This is a genomic window from Mycobacterium sp. ZZG, assembly GCF_054786995.1.
Genome location: NZ_JBTBFV010000018.1, coordinates 1 through 16,151, shown reverse-complemented (window position 1 = coordinate 16,151; position 16,151 = coordinate 1). Strand labels below are relative to the sequence as shown.

Genomic DNA, 16,151 nt, shown 5'->3' with positions numbered 1-16,151 from the left:
ACATGGTCGACACCCTTCCTCGCTCTGACCAGGATATGGATGCCGAGGTCGCCGCGCTGTCACGGCGGGCGCGAATCTGGCTGCTCATCGTCGCGAGCGTCGACGTCGTCATGGTCATCGCGTCGATGGTGGCGCTCAACGCCGCGCTTCCCGACATCGCGGTGCAGACCTCGGCGACCCAGACGCAGCTGACGTGGGTCGTCGACGGCTACACCCTCGCACTGGCATGTCTGCTGCTGCCCGCCGGCGCGATCGGTGACCGGTACGGCCGGCGCGGCGCATTACTGGTCGGACTGGCGATCTTCGCCCTCGCCTCGGCGGCGCCGGTGTTCTTCGACAGTCCGACTCAGATCATCGCCTCCCGGGCCGTCGCAGGTGTCGGTGCGGCGCTGATCATGCCGGCCACGCTCTCGCTGCTGACGGCGGCATTCCCGAAGTCTGAGCGCAACAAGGCCGTCGGCATCTGGGCCGGCGCCGCAGGGTCGGCGGCAATAGTCGGCTTCCTCGGCACAGGCGTTCTGCTGCACTACTTTTCGTGGCAGTCGATCTTCTACGCCTTCGCCGGCGGCGCACTGCTGATGTTTATGTTGACCTGCACCATCGGCTCGTCACGCGACCAGACCGCAGCCCCGATCGACTGGCTCGGCGGGGCGTTGGTCGGCATAGCGATCGCGGTGTTCGTGCTCGGCGTGGTCGAGGCACCCGTGCGCGGATGGACCGATCCCGTGGTCCTCGGGTGCATGGCCGGCGGCGTGGCACTGGCCGTGTTGTTCGCCGTCGTGCAGCTGCGCCGGACCCACCCGCTGCTCGACGTGCGACTGTTCCGACGACCGGATTTCGCGACCGGCGCGGTGGGGATCACATTCCTGTTCCTCGCAAACTTCGGGTTCTTCTTCGTCGAGATGCAGTTCATGCAGCTGGTCATGGGATACACAGCCCTGCAAACCGCATTCGCGTTGTCGCCGTTGGCTGTTCCGATTCTGATCTTCAGCGCCTGCCTGCACCTCTACCTTCCCAGGGTGGGGCTACGCTTCGCCGTCAGCGTCGGCCTGCTGCTGATCGCGGTCGGGTTGTTCATGATGCGGTACCTCGATGCGGACTCCACCTTCATCGACCTGATGTGGCCCATGCTGATCGCCGCATCGGGCATCGGATTGTGCACGGCGCCGACCACGTCGGCGATCATGAACGCGGTACCCGACGAGAAGCAGGGTGTCGCGTCGGCGGTCAACGACGCGACCCGCGAGGTCGGTGCGGCGCTCGGTATCGCCGTCGCAGGCTCGATTCTGGCTGCCGTCTACCACAGCTCCCTTGCGCCGAAGCTGACCGCGTTCCCGCAGCAGGTGCGGGACACCGCGACGGACTCGCTGGCCTACGCCCTGTCGATCTCCGATCAGCTCGGGCCGCAGGGTGACCATCTCGCCGGACTTGCCCAGAGCGCGTTCATGCACGCCGCGGACCAGGCACTTCTGGTGCTGGCTGGGGCCGTCCTTGCCGGATCTCTGTTCATAGCGGTGTGGGCGCCGGGACGCGACGGGCAACAGTGGGCGGCCCTGCGGCGGCGCCGGTCAGCGCCTGGCGAGGATGCTCCTTAATCTGCGCTGACGAACTCGGCGGCGCGGTGGCCCGCCATCACGATCGTCGCGTGCGGTCCCCGGCTGGGAATGTCCGGCAGGATCGATCCGTCGACCACCCACAAATTCGACACGCCGTACACCTGGCAGCGCTCGTCCACGACGGCGCCCATCTTGGCGGTGCCGCACAGGTGCTGCGACGTCGCCCAGGATGCGTCGGATCGGATTGTCGGGTCGGCGATTTCGTGTGCCAGCCGAGTGCCCTCGCGCAGCAGTTCGACATCGGCGGGTTCGCTGTCGTAGCGGTGCTCGATGACCGGAGCGGCCTCGGGATCGGCCGAGGTGATCCTCACCCGGCCCCGGGAGCGTGGCCGCATCAGCGTGACACCCAGATGCGGCTGATCGGTCGGGTCGTGGCGGCGGCCGGTCATCATGGCGCCGAATCCCGCGGTGTAGGGCCGGATCTCGATGCCCTCCCCGGTCGTCAGCACCGCCTCCAGCGGCGGCACACCGTGGGTGGGCGGCCAGGTCACCGGCAGCACCCACTCTGGGTGGTCGATGGTGTCGACGCCGACGGGAAGGTCGATCTCGACGTCGACGCCTGCCGCCCTCAGGTCCCGCTGCGGGCCGACGCCGGACACCATCAGCAGCTGGGCCGAGGCGATGGCGCCGGCGCACAGCACGATCCGGTCCGCGGTCAGAGTCACCGCCCCATCGGGCCCTGAACAGTCCACCCCGACCACCCGCCCCGCCGAGAACCGCAGCCGTCGCACCCGGGTGTCGGTCAGCAGCTCGAGGTTGGCACGCTGCAGCGCCGGCTGCAGGAACGCTCCTCCGGGGCCGACCCGGGTGCCGCCGTTGATGTTCAGCGGCACCGCCCCGACTCCCGGCGGCACCGGCTCGCCGGGGGCCGATGCGTTCAGGTCCTCGATCCACGCGAATCCCGCCGAACGGCACGATTCCACGAATTTCGCTGTGCAACCATCGAATTCGGCGACCCTGCGCACGGCGATCGGCCCGGACGAACCGTGCAGCGGGCCGTCGAAATCCAGGTCGGTCTCGATCGCGACGAAGTGCGGGAGCACGTCGCGCCAGGACCAGCCGTCGAGTCCCCACCCGTCCACGTCATCCGGCAGGGCCCGGCAGAAGTACCCTCCGTTGACCGCGCCGGAGCCGCCGACCACCGCTCCGCGCATGATGTGCGCGTGCCGTTCGGGGTGGTCGGTGAGCACGGTCCGGTAGCGCCGGACCACCGAGCTGGCCACCCCGATCGGCAGCCGGAGACCGTCGGTGATCTGGCTGCCCACCCTGGGGTCGAACGGTCCGGGGCCGGCCTCCACCACCGTGACCTGGCAGCTGTCGTCGGCGGAAAGACGTTCGGCGAGCACCGATCCGGCACTCCCGGCGCCGATGATCAGGAATCGCACTAGGTTCGGATCTGCGGTTTCAGGGCGCCGGCGTGACGCTCGCGGATGACACCGGTCCACAGGCCCAGCCCGTAGGCGATGTCGTCGAGCCGCTTGAGCAGCAGGTAGGTCACCGGCCCCACCCGCTTGGTGTCGTCGTCGGCGTGGCCGTGGCGGGAGGCCCAGTCGAACACGCCGTCGAGCACCGCGGCGACGACCACCACCCGGCGGCAGCGCCGCGACAGCACCGCGGCGACCAGTGCGATCGGCCAGTAGTGCCGGCAGATCGCCGACGCGAGCTGCAGCGCCGCCGACCACAGCCCCTGCGCGGCCACCACCGCCACCTCCATCGGCTCGGTCTGCACGCTCGCCAGCGACTTCGCGATCCGGCGGCCGGTGACCGCGGCGACCACGATCGAGGCCAGGTAGCCGATCCCGGACCCGAGCGCGACGAGCATCCACACCACCAGCGTCCAGCCTGAGATCACCAGCGGTGCGGTCTTGCCGGGATGACGGATAGTCAGCGGAGCGGCAGAAGAACCGTAGAAAGACTTGCGGGCGAACCACTTTCGTAGCTCAGTCCGGTGATCGTGGGCCACCATCGCGATCGGCTCGTAGCGCAGGCGGGCACCGGCCTCGTTGAGGCGCCAACACAGGTCGACGTCCTCTCCGGAAACCAGTGATTCGTCGAATCCTCCGACCTCCAGCAGCGCGCTGCGCCGGCAGATGATCGCGGCGCTGGGCACATAGGACACCGTGCCGAAGGGGACGACCGGGGCCTCGCGCAACCCGAGATCCAGTGACGAGCGCACCGCCTCGTAGCGGGCCACCACGCTGTCGGACTGGTTGAGCGCCACGATCCGCGGCGCCACCAGGGCCACGGCCGGGTCGCAGAAATGCCCGAGCAGCGCCTCCAGCCAGCCCTTGCGCGGGACCACGTCGGAGTCGAGGAATGCGACGAGATCGGTGGTGCACATCGCCAGCCCGGCATTGCGGGCCGCCGCGGGACCCTTGCTCCTGTCGTGGCGCAGCACCCGGACTTCGCAGCGCATGTCCGCGAAGTCGGATTCGGCCACGGGCACCGCCGAACCGTCGTCGACGATCACCACGCGCACCCCGCGCAGCGCCGCGACCAGCCTGATGAGCCCAGAAGCATTGTCACGCACCGGGATCACGACGGTGACGTCGCGGTGCGAAGGTCCGCTGAGCGGCCGCGGATGCGCGACGGTGGCGTCGAGCAGCGTGCGGGCGAGCTGGGCGCTGACCGCGTCGTGCACTTCCAGCCTGCCCCCGGTGAGCATGGTCTGGGCGGCCGGCGCGAGCCGCAGCAGGCGAGTCGGCGAACCACCGAGCAGGGCGGCGCCCTCACCGAGCACCCGCACCCGCCGGTCCACCTGGACGGCGAAACCGTCCGGAAGCCGAGGCCCCGTCATGTCAGCATCCCCTCGCGGTCAGGCGCCCATCGACGGACCCGAACCGCACACGCATCGACCATTTCGGCAAAGATCCTCCTCCCCTCCTCCGCGGTCGCCGTGGTGGGGTCCCCCAAGATCCCCAGCGAACTCACAGCGGCCACTCCCCCACGGAGCATCTCAGGCATCAGCTCCGACAGCGGCGCCCGATTACCGGGCACCAGTTCATCCTGCCTGACGGCTTCCGGTGAGATATGTAGCAATACGGATGTTTCGGTGTGCCCGGCATGCGCGTCGGCGTTCCTCGACGTGCAGGACGACCAGACCACGTCCCGTCCCTCGTACCGCAGCAGGCTCACCGCACGGCGCAGCGCCTCGACGTTCCCGCCGTGCCCGTTGACGAACACCACCCGCGGCGCCCAACGGCACGCGGAGCGGGCGAATTCGGTGAGCAGTTCCGCCAGTACCGGTGTGCCAATCGAGACGGTTCCGGCGAATCCTTCGTGCTCACCGCTGGCGCCGTAACCGACGGCCGGCGCGACGATCCACTGCGCCCGCTGCCCCCGGTTCTCGTCCCGCAGCCTGGTCACCAGCGCGTCGGCGACCGCTGTCGCGATCCGGGTGTCGGTGTCGAGCGGCAGATGGGGTCCGTGCTGCTCGGTCGAGCCGACCGGAACGATCAATGCGGGCGTCTGCTCGGTCAGTGTGTGGTGCAGCTGCCTCGACGTTGAGTTCCCGAGCTCACGGGGGAAGACCACGCGACGATGGTAGGCCGAATTCACCTGGCGTGCGCCGAATGTTGGTGCATGCGAAGCAACTTATTTCCCGAACTGCGCGAGGGGCCGGACGGGCAGCCCCGTCAGCCCCCTGCGCCCCGTCCGTATCAGGCGCCGAGCGTCCTGGTGAACCCGTCCGGAACCAGGATGTCCTCCCGGGTCAGCTCGTGGATCGAGGACTTGCCCAACCCCATCAGCGCCGAGTCGATGCCGCCGCGCAGAATGTCGAGCACGTTCTCCACACCCGCCTGCCCGTTGGCCGCCAGACCCCACAGGTAGGCGCGGCCGATCATGACCGCCCGGGCTCCCAGAGCAACGGCCTTGACGACGTCGCTGCCACGCCGGATCCCGCCGTCCAGCAAAACTTCGACCTGATCGCCGACGGCGTCGGCGATGGCCGGCAGGCAGCGGATCGCAGCCGGTGTGCCGTCGATGTTGTTGCCGCCGTGGTTGGACACCGTGATCGCCGAAACCCCAGCGTCCACAGCGCGTTTGGCGTCGTCGACGCGGACGGTGCCCTTGAGCAGGAACGGGCCGCCCCACTGCTCGCGCAGCCAGGCCACATCCTCCCAGGTCGGCGGCGGCGTGCCCATCCACTGTCCGTAGGCCTCGAAGAACGTCGGACCGGGTTCGCCGCGGCGGCCCTGGTTGGGCACCCGCAGGTCGGGCGGCCGCAGATGCTTGGCGAAGCTGAGGAACCAGCGCGGCTTGGTGATGACCTCGGGCGACATCCGGATCATGGTCTTGAGATCCATCTGCTCCGGGATCGTCGGGCTGCCCCAGTCCCGGCCGTGCGCGAAGCTCCAATCGGTGGTCAGGATCAGGCCTTTGGCGCCCGCCGCCCTGGCCCGCTCCATGCGCGCCAGGATGTCGTCGCGGCTGCCCAGCCAGTAGATCTGGAAGAAGATCTTGTCGTTGACCGCGGTGACCTCCTCCATGGGCTTGCTCGCGAACGAGGACAGGCCCATCGCGGTGCCCCGCGCCGCGGCCGCGCGCGCCACCGCCACCTCGCCGTCTGGGTCGATGGCCTGGACGCCGGTCGGCGAGATGATGACCGGCAGCGAGATGTCCTGTCCCATGACGGTTGTCGCCATCTCACGCTTCTCGGTCGCACCGATGACGTGCGGCGCGAAGCCGAGTTCGGAGAAGGATTCGACGTTGTCGGAGACGGTCACGCCCTTTTCGCTGGCCGAGATCAGCGACGAGTACGCGGACTTCGGCAGCCGCTTCTTCGCGCGCTGCTGGGCGATGGCGACGGTTTCGAACCAGGTGTCACGTGCCATGGGGGTCTATACCGGGCTTTCGTTGCAGAATTTCTTGGGAGGAGCGCTCAGCAGGGTGAGCGGGATGGGGCCCTTCGGCGTGCGGCCGCCCGAGCGGGAATGGTCCACGCTGGACTTGGGCTTGTCGCGTTCGAGCGCCAGGGCGGGCTCGCCGTAGCCCTGCACGCACTCCGGGTCCGGCCCGTCCATCGGCAGGCCGGTGAAGAACTTCGCGGCCATGCAGCCACCGCGGCACGCGTCGTAGTGCCCGCACCCGCTGCAGGCGCCGGCCGACTGCGGCTCACGCAGCTCCCGGAACAGCTCGGAGTTCTGCCACACGTCTTGGAAACCGTTGCTGGTCAGGATGTTTCCGGCGAGGAACTTGTCGTGGATGGCGAACGGGCAGGCGTAGACGTCACCGACCGGATCGATGAGGCACACGACGCGGCCGGCACCGCACAGGTTCAGGCCGGCCAGCGCGCCGGGCTCGCCGAGGCCGGACAGGTGGAAGAAAGAGTCGCCGGTGAGCACCCGCTCGCCGTGGGCGACCAGCCAGTCGTAGAGCTGGACCTGCTGAGCCGCGGTCGGGTGCAGTTCGTCCCAGACGTCGGCGCCGCGGCCCGACGGGCGCAGCCGCGTGATGCGCAGGGTGGCGCCGTAGGTGTCGGCGAGAGCCTTGAAGTCGTCGAGCTGGTCGATGTTGTGGCGGGTCACCACAACGGAGATCTTGGCGTCTTTGAAGCCGGCCTCTTTGAGGTTCTCCAGCGCGCGTACGGCCATCGCGAACGAGCCGGGACCGCGCACCGCGTCGTTGACCTCGGCGGTCGCGCCGTCGAGTGAGATCTGAACATCGACGTAGTCGCTGGCGGCCAGTTTCGCGGCTACCTCCGGGGTGATCCGGACGCCGTTGGTGGAGAACTTCACGCCCACGTGGTGTTCGGTCGCGTAGTCGACGAGCTCCCAGAAGTCGCTGCGCACAGTGGGTTCACCGCCGCCGATGTTGACGTAGAACACCTGCATGCGCTCGAGCTCGTCGATGATGTCCTTGCACTGCTGGGTGGACAGCTCGCGTGGGTCGCGTTTGCCCGACGAGGACAGGCAGTGCACACACGACAGGTTGCACGCGTAGGTGAGCTCCCACGTCAGGCAGATGGGCGCGTCCAAGCCGCGCTCGAACTGGTCAACCAGCCGGGGCACCGGGGCGGCGAGTGTCATGGGGTCTCTCCTGGGTCGGCGATGAGCATCTGCGACTGGACGAGCACACCCAGCGCATGGAAGTAGGGCGCCTGGGCGTCGTCGTCGATTCCGGCGGCGCGGCAGGCAGAACGAGCGTCGGGGTGATCAGAAAGCGAATTGATCACCTCGACGATCGTCCGGTTCTTCAGAAACGACAGCTTGCGGGTTCCGAAGTGGTAGAGCAGTGCGCCGAACGGCTCCGGCCGCACCGCCACCTGCGGATGCAACCGCCAGTGCCGGTCGGCATCAAAGGTCGGCGCAGTCATGCTCAGTAGACCCCGCACATCCCGTCGATCGAGACCTCTTCCACCAGGCTCTCGGTCACCAGCTCCTCGGCCTGAGCGTGCTGATTCTGATCCATTGATCTGGCCTTTCTACTGACTGGACCCCGGGTAGGGTCTCGACTTTGTGATGTAGGTCGCTAACAATATGGCATCGGGTGCCGGAACGGAAGAGGAATTCGCGATGACCGCCGCCAAGCCGCGCGTGGGCCGCCGCCGGTCCACGAGTTTCGAGCACATCAGCGACGTCGCGATCGACTTGTTCATGACCCGCGGCTTCGACGACGTCAGCGTCGATGACGTCGCGGCGGCCGCCGGGATCGCCCGGCGCACCCTGTTCCGCTATTACCCGTCCAAGAGCGCGCTGCCGTGGGGCGATTTCGACGCCCACCTCGAACGCATGCGGGAGCTGCTCGACGAACTCGACCCGAGCGTGCCGATCCGCGACGCACTACGCACCGCGCTGCTGGCCTTCAACGACTTCGACGACACCGACCGACACCGGCAGCGGATGCGACTGATTTTGGAAACCGAAGCGCTACAGGCATATTCGATGACGATGTATGCGGGTTGGCGCGCCGTGGTCGCGGCGTTCGTGGCAGGACGGCGGGGAGTGGACCCGGCCGAGCTGATGCCGCAGACGGTGGCGTGGACGATGCTGGCCGTGTCGCTGTCAGCCTACGAATACTGGCTGGCCGACGAATCGGTGTCACTGGCCGCCGCGTTGGGCGACGCGTTCGACATGCTCGCCTCGGGTCTTGCCGGTCTGGAAACTGGGGTGTCGGAGTTCGGCGCCTGACGGCGACGGTAGGGATGTGAGCGCCCAACCGGATGGCGAGCACGCTCCGCGGGCAATGCTCGCGCTGTACGACGAGGCCCTACCCGCCGTATACGGGTACTTCGTCAGGCGCTGCGGTGACCGCGGGACGGCCGAGGACCTGACGTCGGAGACCTTTCTGGCGGCGATGGATGCTGCCAGGAAACCGTCCCCGCCGAACCTGACCGTGCCCTGGCTGATCGGAGTGGCCCGCCACAAGCTGGCGGACCACTACCGGCGGCGCCACGATCGGTTCTCGGTGCCGGTGGCCGAGCTGCCCGAACCCGCCGATCCCCACGACACATGGGATGGGCACGTGGACCGCATCGTCGCCGAGCAGGTACTGGCCCGGCTGCCCGAACAGCACCGCACCGTGCTCGCGCTGCGCTACATGGACGACTGCTCGGTGCCCGAGTGCGCCGAGCTGATCGGGCGCACGGTCCATGCCACTGAGGCGTTGCTGGTGCGGGCGCGGCGGGCGTTCCGGGCCGAGTACCCACGACTGGAAGGAGGACTGCCGTGACCGGACACGATCCGCTCGACGTACTTCGCGGCGGCGACCTCCCCGTGACGCCGGATCCCGAGTTCGCGCAGCGACTGCGTGCCAGGCTGGAGTCGGCGGCGAATCTCTTTGCACAGCAGCCTGATCGAACCCAAGGAGTGACCATGAGCGGAACAGACGCTGCACTTGCCGAGCTTTCGCGGCCCGCGCCGGTCTTGACGAGCGCCGCGGTCCCCTACCTGACCGTCGCCGACGCCCGCGCCGCGATCCGCTGGTACGGCGACGTCTTCGGCGCCGTGCTGGTCGGCGACCCGGTGGAGATGGACGACGGCCGGGTCGGCCATGCCGAGCTGGCTCTGTCCGGCGGCGTGCTGTACCTGGCCGACGAGTATCCCGAGATCGGACTGAAAGCGCCCTCGTCTGAGTCTGTCTCGGTGAGTCTGATGCTTCCCGTCAGCGACACCGACGAGACGCTGGACCGCGCCAGGATCAGCGGCGCGCGCATTCAGCGTGAACCCTACGAGGCCCACGGGGGACGCAACGCCGCCCTCTTCGACCCGTTCGGACACCGCTGGATGCTTACGGGGCCGGCGACAGGCGCCGCGCTGCCGATCCAGCACGGCGACGTCGGTTATGTGTCGGTGTGGACGCCGGATGCGCGCCGGGCAGCGGAGTTCTACGGCCATGTGCTGGGGTGGGTCGTCGAATCCGCGACGCAGACCGTCACCAACGTCGGGCAGCGGATCGGGCTCGCGTCCGCCCCAGAGCAGCACACACTGTTCTGCTGCTATGCCGTGACCGATCTCCACGGTGCCCGCGACAGCATCGTGGCCGCCGGTGGGACCGTCGGCGAGGTTGAGGGATTCCCGTTCGGTGATCTGTTGCGCGCGAGGGACTCCCAGGGAGTCGAGTTCGGCGTATATGTGCCGGAGCGGACGGAACCGAGGCCGTTGCTGAACGGCGGGGGCCAGGGCGAGCTGTCGTACATCACCTATCAGGTGCCGGATTCGACTGTCTTCAAGGCGTTCTACGGCAGGCTGCTGTTCTGGACGTACGAGCCGGGCCGAATCGACGACGGCTGGGCCGTCGTGGGCGCCCATCCGATGTCGGGCGCCGCGGGCGGCAACGCGCCGGCAGTCACCGTGCCGATGTGGACGGTGGACGACATCGACGCAGCGGTGTCTCGCGTGCGGGAAGCCGGCGGCACCGTGATCGAGGAGCCCTCGGAGCAGTCATACGGCAAGTCCGCGCTGTGCGCCGACGACCAGGGCACGCGCTTCTATCTCGGGGAGCTCTAGAACGGTGGTGGATCGTCGCCGTAATCGGGTGGATGCTGCGCCTTTCGGGGTTGCTGCTCGATGACTCGTTGCGCGGCGTTGTATTCACGCTCGGCTTTGATGTGGGCAGCCCTGTCCGCGGCTCGGGTGCGTTGCCGTTTGGGCATCTGGACATCGCGACCCGACCCCGGTGGTGGCTGGGTCATCGGCGGCAGTTCCGCGGTCGTCGTGTTCCACGTCGGGAAGAACAACCGACTGCCGGGTGTCGTCGTGTAGGTCTGCCCGGCCGGAGTGGTCCAGATGACGGTGCCATCGGGTAGTTGTTTGTCCCGCCAGCCGTCGGGACCGCCCCAGAATGTCTTCATCAAGTGGTGAGTTCGGCACTTGCAGTGCATGTTCGACGCGTGAGTGGGCCCGTACGGGTATGGCACGACGTGGTCGATGTCGCAGCGTTCGGCGGGAACATCGCATCCTGGGAAGCGGCAGAACAGGTCGCGGGCACGTATGAATGCGGCCAGCTTCGCCGAGGGCTGGTAGTGCGGTTCGGGATCAGGGCCGGGCAGCCACAACGGCTTGATCAAGGCTCCCGAGCGGATGGCTTCAGCCAACGCCGCGGTCGGCAGAACCTGAGCCCCCGGAAGCAGCGCGACCCCGGAATTCTTTGCGCAGGAATCGGTCTCGGCCTCGGGGGCAATCACCTGCTGAGCGGCGTCGACCGCAGCCTCGTCGGCGATCACGTGAATCACGACGTTCGATTTAGCCGGACCACTCGCGGTGCACGCCGAAGACCCGCACCGGCACGGCAGATGATCTTCGCCTCGACCGATCGCGCCCATTGCATCCGATCGCCGCTCGCCCATCGGCCGCGGATCCGCGTCACACAGACCCTTGACGAGCCTGGCGATCCGCGCCTTGTACGCCGCGGCGTCGGGAGGCAGGATCAACCCCCAGATCGAGGTGACCTCGTTGGGATCGTCATGACCCCCGATATGCACATCCCGCTTCTTGAGAACGTCCTTCGCACGGCGTACCGCGTCGCGGTCGTGGCGCTCGATCTCGGCGTTGATCGCCTTGACCAGTTTATCGTCGGACAGCGGCCCCCATTTCTCGGCCTTGCCTGCCAGCGCCGCATCGACGACAGCGATGAATTCGTCGGTGACCAGGTGCGTGCGCCAGGTGATCTCGGAGATCAACCGGGCACTCAGACGGCCCTGCTCGTACAAGGCCGCAACCCTGGGCAGTCGGTGGCGCAGCGCCGTCGCAATGCACATCTGGGCCGAGGCGCGCTGCTGGCTGACCGACAGTGCGGCGCCGACGTGGCACGCGGCGTTCTTCCACGGATCGAAGGCCCACATGCCTCGTTCGTCGTCATCCTCGACCGTCAGATCCACCAGTTCGGCGATCGCGGCCAACTTGCGCGCAGCAGCCTGGGCTTCCTCGCGCGCAGCCTGCTCGATCGCAGCGATCAAGGCCGGCTCATCCAGCCCCGCATGCATTCTTCCGAACATGTGTTCGATACTACCGGGCCGCGGGGACATATCCGCCGCCTCTTCACAACCCTCGCCGAGATTGCATCCACGGCGGCAATATCACGGAAATCACCGCACCAGAAGCAATCTCGGCGTGAAACCTAGCCGAGCAGTTCCGAAATCGGCGCGCCCGCGGCGATCTTGGCCCGCACCTTCATCACCTTGCCCGGGAACCCACCTCCGACCACGCCGACCACGATGCCATCGCGCTCGTAGTAGGCCAGGAACTTGCGTCCGTCGTCCTCGACGATGTGCACGGTGTCGGTGGCCTCGGGCTCACCGAGGGCCTGGATCTTCACGTCGTACTGGTCGCTCCAGAAGTACGGCACCGAGACCGCGGCCGGTGGTTCCTGACCGAGCATCGTCGGCACCAGCACCCGCGCCTGGTCGGCGACGTTGCTCCAATGCTCAACGCGCACTTGACCGCCGACGGTATCCCGCCACGAGGCGACGTCGCCGATGGCCCACACGTGCGGCGCGCTCGCGCGTCCGGCCTCGTCGCAGACCACACCGTTGTCGACCTCGATTCCGCTGCCGGCGAGCCAGTCCGTCGAAGGATGTGAACCGATCCCGACGATGACGATGTCGGCGTCGAGCTCCGAGCCGTCGCTCAGCGTGACCTTGCGGACGCGGTCGTCCCCGCTCACGCCCGAGACGCCGACACCGCAACGGACGTCGACCCCCTCGGCCCGGTGCAACCTCGTGACCAGCTCGCCGATCTGCTGTCCCAGCACCGATGCCAGCGGCGCGGGCTGCGGCTCCACGAGCACCACGTCGACGCCCATCTTGCGCAGACTGGCAGCGACCTCGCAGCCGATGAACCCGGCGCCCACCACGACCGCATGCCGCGCCGTCCCGGCCGCCTGCCGGAGTGCGAGGCTCTCGTCGAAGTTGCGCAGCACGTGGATGCCCGGCAGGTCCGGAAAGGACGGAATACGCTTTGGCACAAGCCCGGTCGCGATGACGAGCTCGTCGTAGCCGAGCTGCGTGCCGTCGCCCAGGGTGACGGTCTGCGCGGCGGTGTCGACCGACTTCGCGCCGTTGCCAAGCAGCACGGTGATGTTGTTCTCGGCGTAGAACTCTGCCGGCTTCAACGTCACGTCGTCGGTCTCGGCGCGCAGAACCTCTTTGGACAGCGGCGGCCGGTCATACGGCAGATGGTCCTCGTCGCTGACGATCGTGACGGCTCCCGCGTACTCCGACCGGCGCAGCTGCTCGGCGGTGCGCGCGGCGGCCAACCCACCGCCGACGATGACAACGCCCCCGGCGACCTCAGATGTGCTCACGAGGGCTTTGTACACGATGCCGCAAGGGCGATGTGCGCCACCCCACAGCCACCCGCTCAGCGCGGGGCGCGCTCGATCAGGTTGGAGAGCACCACGATGCTCTCACTGCGCTCGATGTCGGCGCTGGCCCGGATGCGTTCCAGCGCCTCCTCCAGGTGGCGCATGTCGCGCGCGAGCACATGCAGGATCGCGTCGGAGGTGCCCGTCACCGTCGCGGCGCTGACCACCTCCGGGATGTCCTTCCAGGCCGCACGCAGCTGCGTGGGCGCGATCGTGCCGTGACAGAACACCTGGACGTAGGCCTCCGTGGTCCAGCCGAGCGCGCTGCGGTCGATCACCGTCGTGAATCCCTTGATGACACCGGCGTCCACCATGCGGTCCACCCGGCGCTTGACCGCCGGCGCAGACAGGTTCACCTGCTGTCCGATGTCGGCGAACGTCGCTCGCGCGTTGTCGGCCAGCTCGGCCAGGATGCGCTCGTCTGTCTCATCGAGACGGTCCATCACCACTCCCACGCAACAAAGCCCCACAGAACAGCACCCAGCACAACAGATCTGCGGTAGACACGCAAGATTCGTCGATTGATTGCGTCAACTACCCTCCATATCGTTGATTCGTGATGACTGACCTCGCCGGCGCCCCGGATACCGCGCAGACCGTTGAACGCACCGCGCGGCCGCGCCGCTATGTCATGACCGCGCCCCTGTACTTCGCCGTGGAGTACGAAATCAACCCGTGGATGGACGCGTCGGCACCCGTTGATCCGGAGCGCGCGCTGTCTCAGTGGGAGGCGCTGCGCAACACGTATCTCGACCTCGGCCACACCGTCGATCTCGTGGAACCGCTGCCGGGGTTGCCGGACATGGTCTACGCGGCCAACGGTGGCACGGTCATCAACGGCGCAGCCGTGGTCGCCCGGTTCGCGCACCCCGAACGCGCCGGCGAGGCGGTCGCCTACGCGGAATGGATGTCACGCAACGGCTACGTTCCCGCGCGAACCCGGCACGTCAACGAGGGGCAGGGCGACTTCCTGACCGTCGGCTCCAACCTCCTTGCCGGTCACGGGTTCCGCACCGACCGGCGGGCGCACGCGGAGGTCGGCGCACACGTCGGCATGCCGGTCATCAGCCTGGAGCTCGTCGACCCGCGTTTCTACCACCTCGACACCGCGCTGGCCGTGCTCGACGACGCCACTGTCGCCTACTACCCGCCGGCGTTCGCGCCGGCCGCCCGCGCGGCACTGGCCGACCTGTTCCCCGACGCCATCGAGGTCGCCAGCGCCGATGCCTACGTACTGGGCCTCAACGTCGTCTCCGACGGTCTCAACGTGGTGTTGCCCTCGGCTGCAACGGGTTTCGCCCAGCAGCTGCATCAGGCCGGCTTCCGGCCGGTGCCCGTCGACCTGTCCGAGCTGCTGAAGGGAGGCGGCTCGGTGAAATGTTGCACGCTGGAGGTACACCCATGACGGCCATGATTTCGCGCACCGCTTCCACCGTCGACCTCGACAGCCGTCACGTCGCGCACAACTACTCGCCATTGCGCGTTGTGGCCGCGAGCGCGGAGGGCGCCTGGATCACCGACGTGGAGGGTAGGCGCTATCTCGATTGCCTGGCCGCGTACTCCGCGGTGAACTTCGGGCACCGCCACCCCGAGATCATCGCCGCGGCGCACGCCCAACTCGACGCGGTGACGCTGGTGAGCCGCGCCTTCCACTCCGACCAACTGGCCCCGTTCTGCGCGGCACTGGCGGGGCTGTGCGGCAAGGACATGGTGCTGCCGATGAACAGCGGCGCAGAGGCGGTCGAGAGCGGCATCAAGGTGGCACGGAAGTGGGGGGCCGACGTCAAAGGGGTCAGCGACTCCAACATCGTGGTGGCACACAACAACTTCCACGGCCGCACCACGACGATCATCAGCTTCTCCGACGACGAGACCGCCCGTCGCGGCTTCGGTCCGTATACGCCCGGCTTCCGTGCGGTGCCGTTCGGCGACGCCGACGCCCTCTCCCGCGCCATCGACGACGACACCGTGGCCGTGCTGCTGGAACCGATCCAGGGTGAGGCCGGCATCATCGTCCCACCCGACGACTACCTGCCGCGGGTACGCGCGCTGTGCACCCAGCGCGACGTGCTGATGATCGCCGACGAGATCCAGTCCGGCCTGGCTCGCACCGGGCGGACGTTCGCGTGCGACCACTGGGACGTGGTGCCGGACGTCTACCTGCTGGGCAAAGCCCTCGGCGGGGGCGTCGTGCCACTGTCGGCGGTCGTCGCCGACCGCGACGTCCTCGGCGTGCTGCATCCCGGTGAGCACGGCTCGACCTTCGGCGGCAATCCGCTGGCCGCGGCGATCGGCCGCACCGTCGTCGGCATCCTGGAGCGAGGCGAATTCCAGCAACGCGCAACTGAACTCGGAGCCCACCTGCACGCACGGCTGCGTGGGCTGATCGGCCGCGGCGTGGTCGCGGTGCGCGGCAAGGGATTGTGGGCCGGTGTCGACATCGACCCGGTCCACGGCACCGGCAAACAGATCAGCCTGCGGCTGACCGAGCTCGGCGTGCTCGTCAAGGACACGCACGGGCCGACGCTGCGCTTCGCGCCGCCACTGGTGATCACCGCCGACGAGATCGACTGGGCAATCGACCGATTCGCCGAAGTGCTGGGCGCCTAGGAGTCTGCTGAATTAGTGGGTTGATGGGGCGGGGCGTCTCAAGCGCTCGTCGGCGCGTGTGTGAAGTCACAGGCAGGCCGACAGATTCGGGATTGCCCCGCCGTTTGGGGCGTGGCAATCCGA

At 68.1% G+C, this 16,151-nt stretch carries 16 protein-coding genes; 6 read left to right on the top strand and 10 right to left on the bottom strand.

Going from position 1 to position 16,151, the window contains the following annotated elements; translation table 11 throughout:
* The first annotated feature begins 2 nt into the window (after nt 1–2).
* Nucleotides 3–1,595: an MFS transporter gene (locus ACXMYJ_RS12655; protein ID WP_260757258.1), complete on the top strand. Its 1,593-nt coding sequence runs from the start codon at nt 3–5 to the stop codon at nt 1,593–1,595.
* On the opposite strand, the gene mftG is transcribed toward ACXMYJ_RS12655, so the two are convergent.
* From mftG to mftA, 7 genes are all read right to left on the bottom strand, one after another.
* Nucleotides 1,592–3,001 carry a mycofactocin dehydrogenase MftG gene (mftG, locus tag ACXMYJ_RS12650; RefSeq protein ID WP_460356568.1) on the bottom strand — a complete coding sequence of 470 codons (1,410 nt, stop codon included), beginning with the start codon at nt 2,999–3,001 and terminating at the stop codon, nt 1,592–1,594. The genes ACXMYJ_RS12655 and mftG overlap by 4 nt on opposite strands.
* Nucleotides 3,001–4,413 carry a mycofactocin biosynthesis glycosyltransferase MftF gene (gene mftF / locus ACXMYJ_RS12645; protein ID WP_460356566.1) on the bottom strand — a complete coding sequence of 471 codons (1,413 nt, stop codon included), beginning with the start codon at nt 4,411–4,413 and terminating at the stop codon, nt 3,001–3,003. The genes mftG and mftF overlap by 1 nt, the downstream gene beginning before the upstream one ends.
* Nucleotides 4,410–5,174 (bottom strand): mycofactocin biosynthesis peptidyl-dipeptidase MftE, encoded by a 765-nt coding sequence (mftE, locus tag ACXMYJ_RS12640; protein ID WP_460356564.1) that lies wholly within the window; start codon nt 5,172–5,174, stop codon nt 4,410–4,412. Before mftE ends, mftF begins: the two co-directional genes overlap by 4 nt.
* Before the next feature lie 101 nt (nt 5,175–5,275).
* Entirely contained in the window at nt 5,276–6,451 is a 1,176-nt protein-coding gene (mftD, locus tag ACXMYJ_RS12635) for a pre-mycofactocin synthase MftD (RefSeq protein ID WP_460356561.1), read from the bottom strand.
* A 6-nt stretch (nt 6,452–6,457) separates the two neighbouring features.
* Complete coding sequence (mftC, locus tag ACXMYJ_RS12630; RefSeq protein ID WP_260757252.1) at nt 6,458–7,645, bottom strand: mycofactocin radical SAM maturase; 1,188 nt, start codon at nt 7,643–7,645, stop codon at nt 6,458–6,460.
* A complete protein-coding gene (gene mftB / locus ACXMYJ_RS12625) occupies nt 7,642–7,932 on the bottom strand; it encodes a mycofactocin biosynthesis chaperone MftB (RefSeq protein WP_260757251.1) in 291 nt (96 codons plus the stop codon). The genes mftC and mftB overlap by 4 nt, the downstream gene beginning before the upstream one ends.
* A gap of 2 nt (nt 7,933–7,934) precedes the next feature.
* Nucleotides 7,935–8,027, bottom strand: coding sequence for a mycofactocin precursor MftA (mftA, locus tag ACXMYJ_RS12620; RefSeq protein WP_222880338.1), 93 nt, complete (start codon nt 8,025–8,027; stop codon nt 7,935–7,937).
* Nucleotides 8,028–8,131: 104 nt separating this feature from the next.
* On the opposite strand from mftA, the gene mftR reads away from it, so the two are divergent.
* The 3 genes from mftR (at nt 8,132) to ACXMYJ_RS12605 (ending at nt 10,564) form a co-directional block, all read left to right on the top strand.
* Nucleotides 8,132–8,746 (top strand): mycofactocin system transcriptional regulator, encoded by a 615-nt coding sequence (gene mftR / locus ACXMYJ_RS12615; RefSeq protein ID WP_260757250.1) that lies wholly within the window; start codon nt 8,132–8,134, stop codon nt 8,744–8,746.
* 16 nt (nt 8,747–8,762) lie between these two features.
* A complete protein-coding gene (locus ACXMYJ_RS12610; RefSeq protein ID WP_460356556.1) occupies nt 8,763–9,287 on the top strand; it encodes an RNA polymerase sigma factor in 525 nt (174 codons plus the stop codon).
* A gap of 143 nt (nt 9,288–9,430) precedes the next feature.
* Nucleotides 9,431–10,564 (top strand): VOC family protein, encoded by a 1,134-nt coding sequence (locus ACXMYJ_RS12605; protein WP_460356553.1) that lies wholly within the window; start codon nt 9,431–9,433, stop codon nt 10,562–10,564.
* Here ACXMYJ_RS12605 and ACXMYJ_RS12600 read toward each other — a convergent pair.
* The 3 genes from ACXMYJ_RS12600 to ACXMYJ_RS12590 form a co-directional block, all read right to left on the bottom strand.
* Nucleotides 10,561–12,051 carry an HNH endonuclease signature motif containing protein gene (locus ACXMYJ_RS12600; protein WP_460356551.1) on the bottom strand — a complete coding sequence of 497 codons (1,491 nt, stop codon included), beginning with the start codon at nt 12,049–12,051 and terminating at the stop codon, nt 10,561–10,563. The genes ACXMYJ_RS12605 and ACXMYJ_RS12600 overlap by 4 nt on opposite strands.
* Before the next feature lie 122 nt (nt 12,052–12,173).
* Nucleotides 12,174–13,373, bottom strand: coding sequence for an NAD(P)/FAD-dependent oxidoreductase (locus tag ACXMYJ_RS12595; RefSeq protein WP_460356548.1), 1,200 nt, complete (start codon nt 13,371–13,373; stop codon nt 12,174–12,176).
* 41 nt (nt 13,374–13,414) lie between these two features.
* A complete protein-coding gene (locus tag ACXMYJ_RS12590; protein WP_260757245.1) occupies nt 13,415–13,861 on the bottom strand; it encodes an Lrp/AsnC family transcriptional regulator in 447 nt (148 codons plus the stop codon).
* A gap of 116 nt (nt 13,862–13,977) precedes the next feature.
* Here ACXMYJ_RS12590 and ddaH point away from each other — a divergent pair, with 116 nt between their 5' ends.
* Entirely contained in the window at nt 13,978–14,823 is an 846-nt protein-coding gene (gene ddaH / locus ACXMYJ_RS12585; RefSeq protein ID WP_460356546.1) for a dimethylargininase, read from the top strand.
* A complete protein-coding gene (gene rocD / locus ACXMYJ_RS12580) occupies nt 14,820–16,028 on the top strand; it encodes an ornithine--oxo-acid transaminase (RefSeq protein ID WP_460356543.1) in 1,209 nt (402 codons plus the stop codon). Before ddaH ends, rocD begins: the two co-directional genes overlap by 4 nt.
* Nucleotides 16,029–16,151 lie beyond the last annotated feature (123 nt).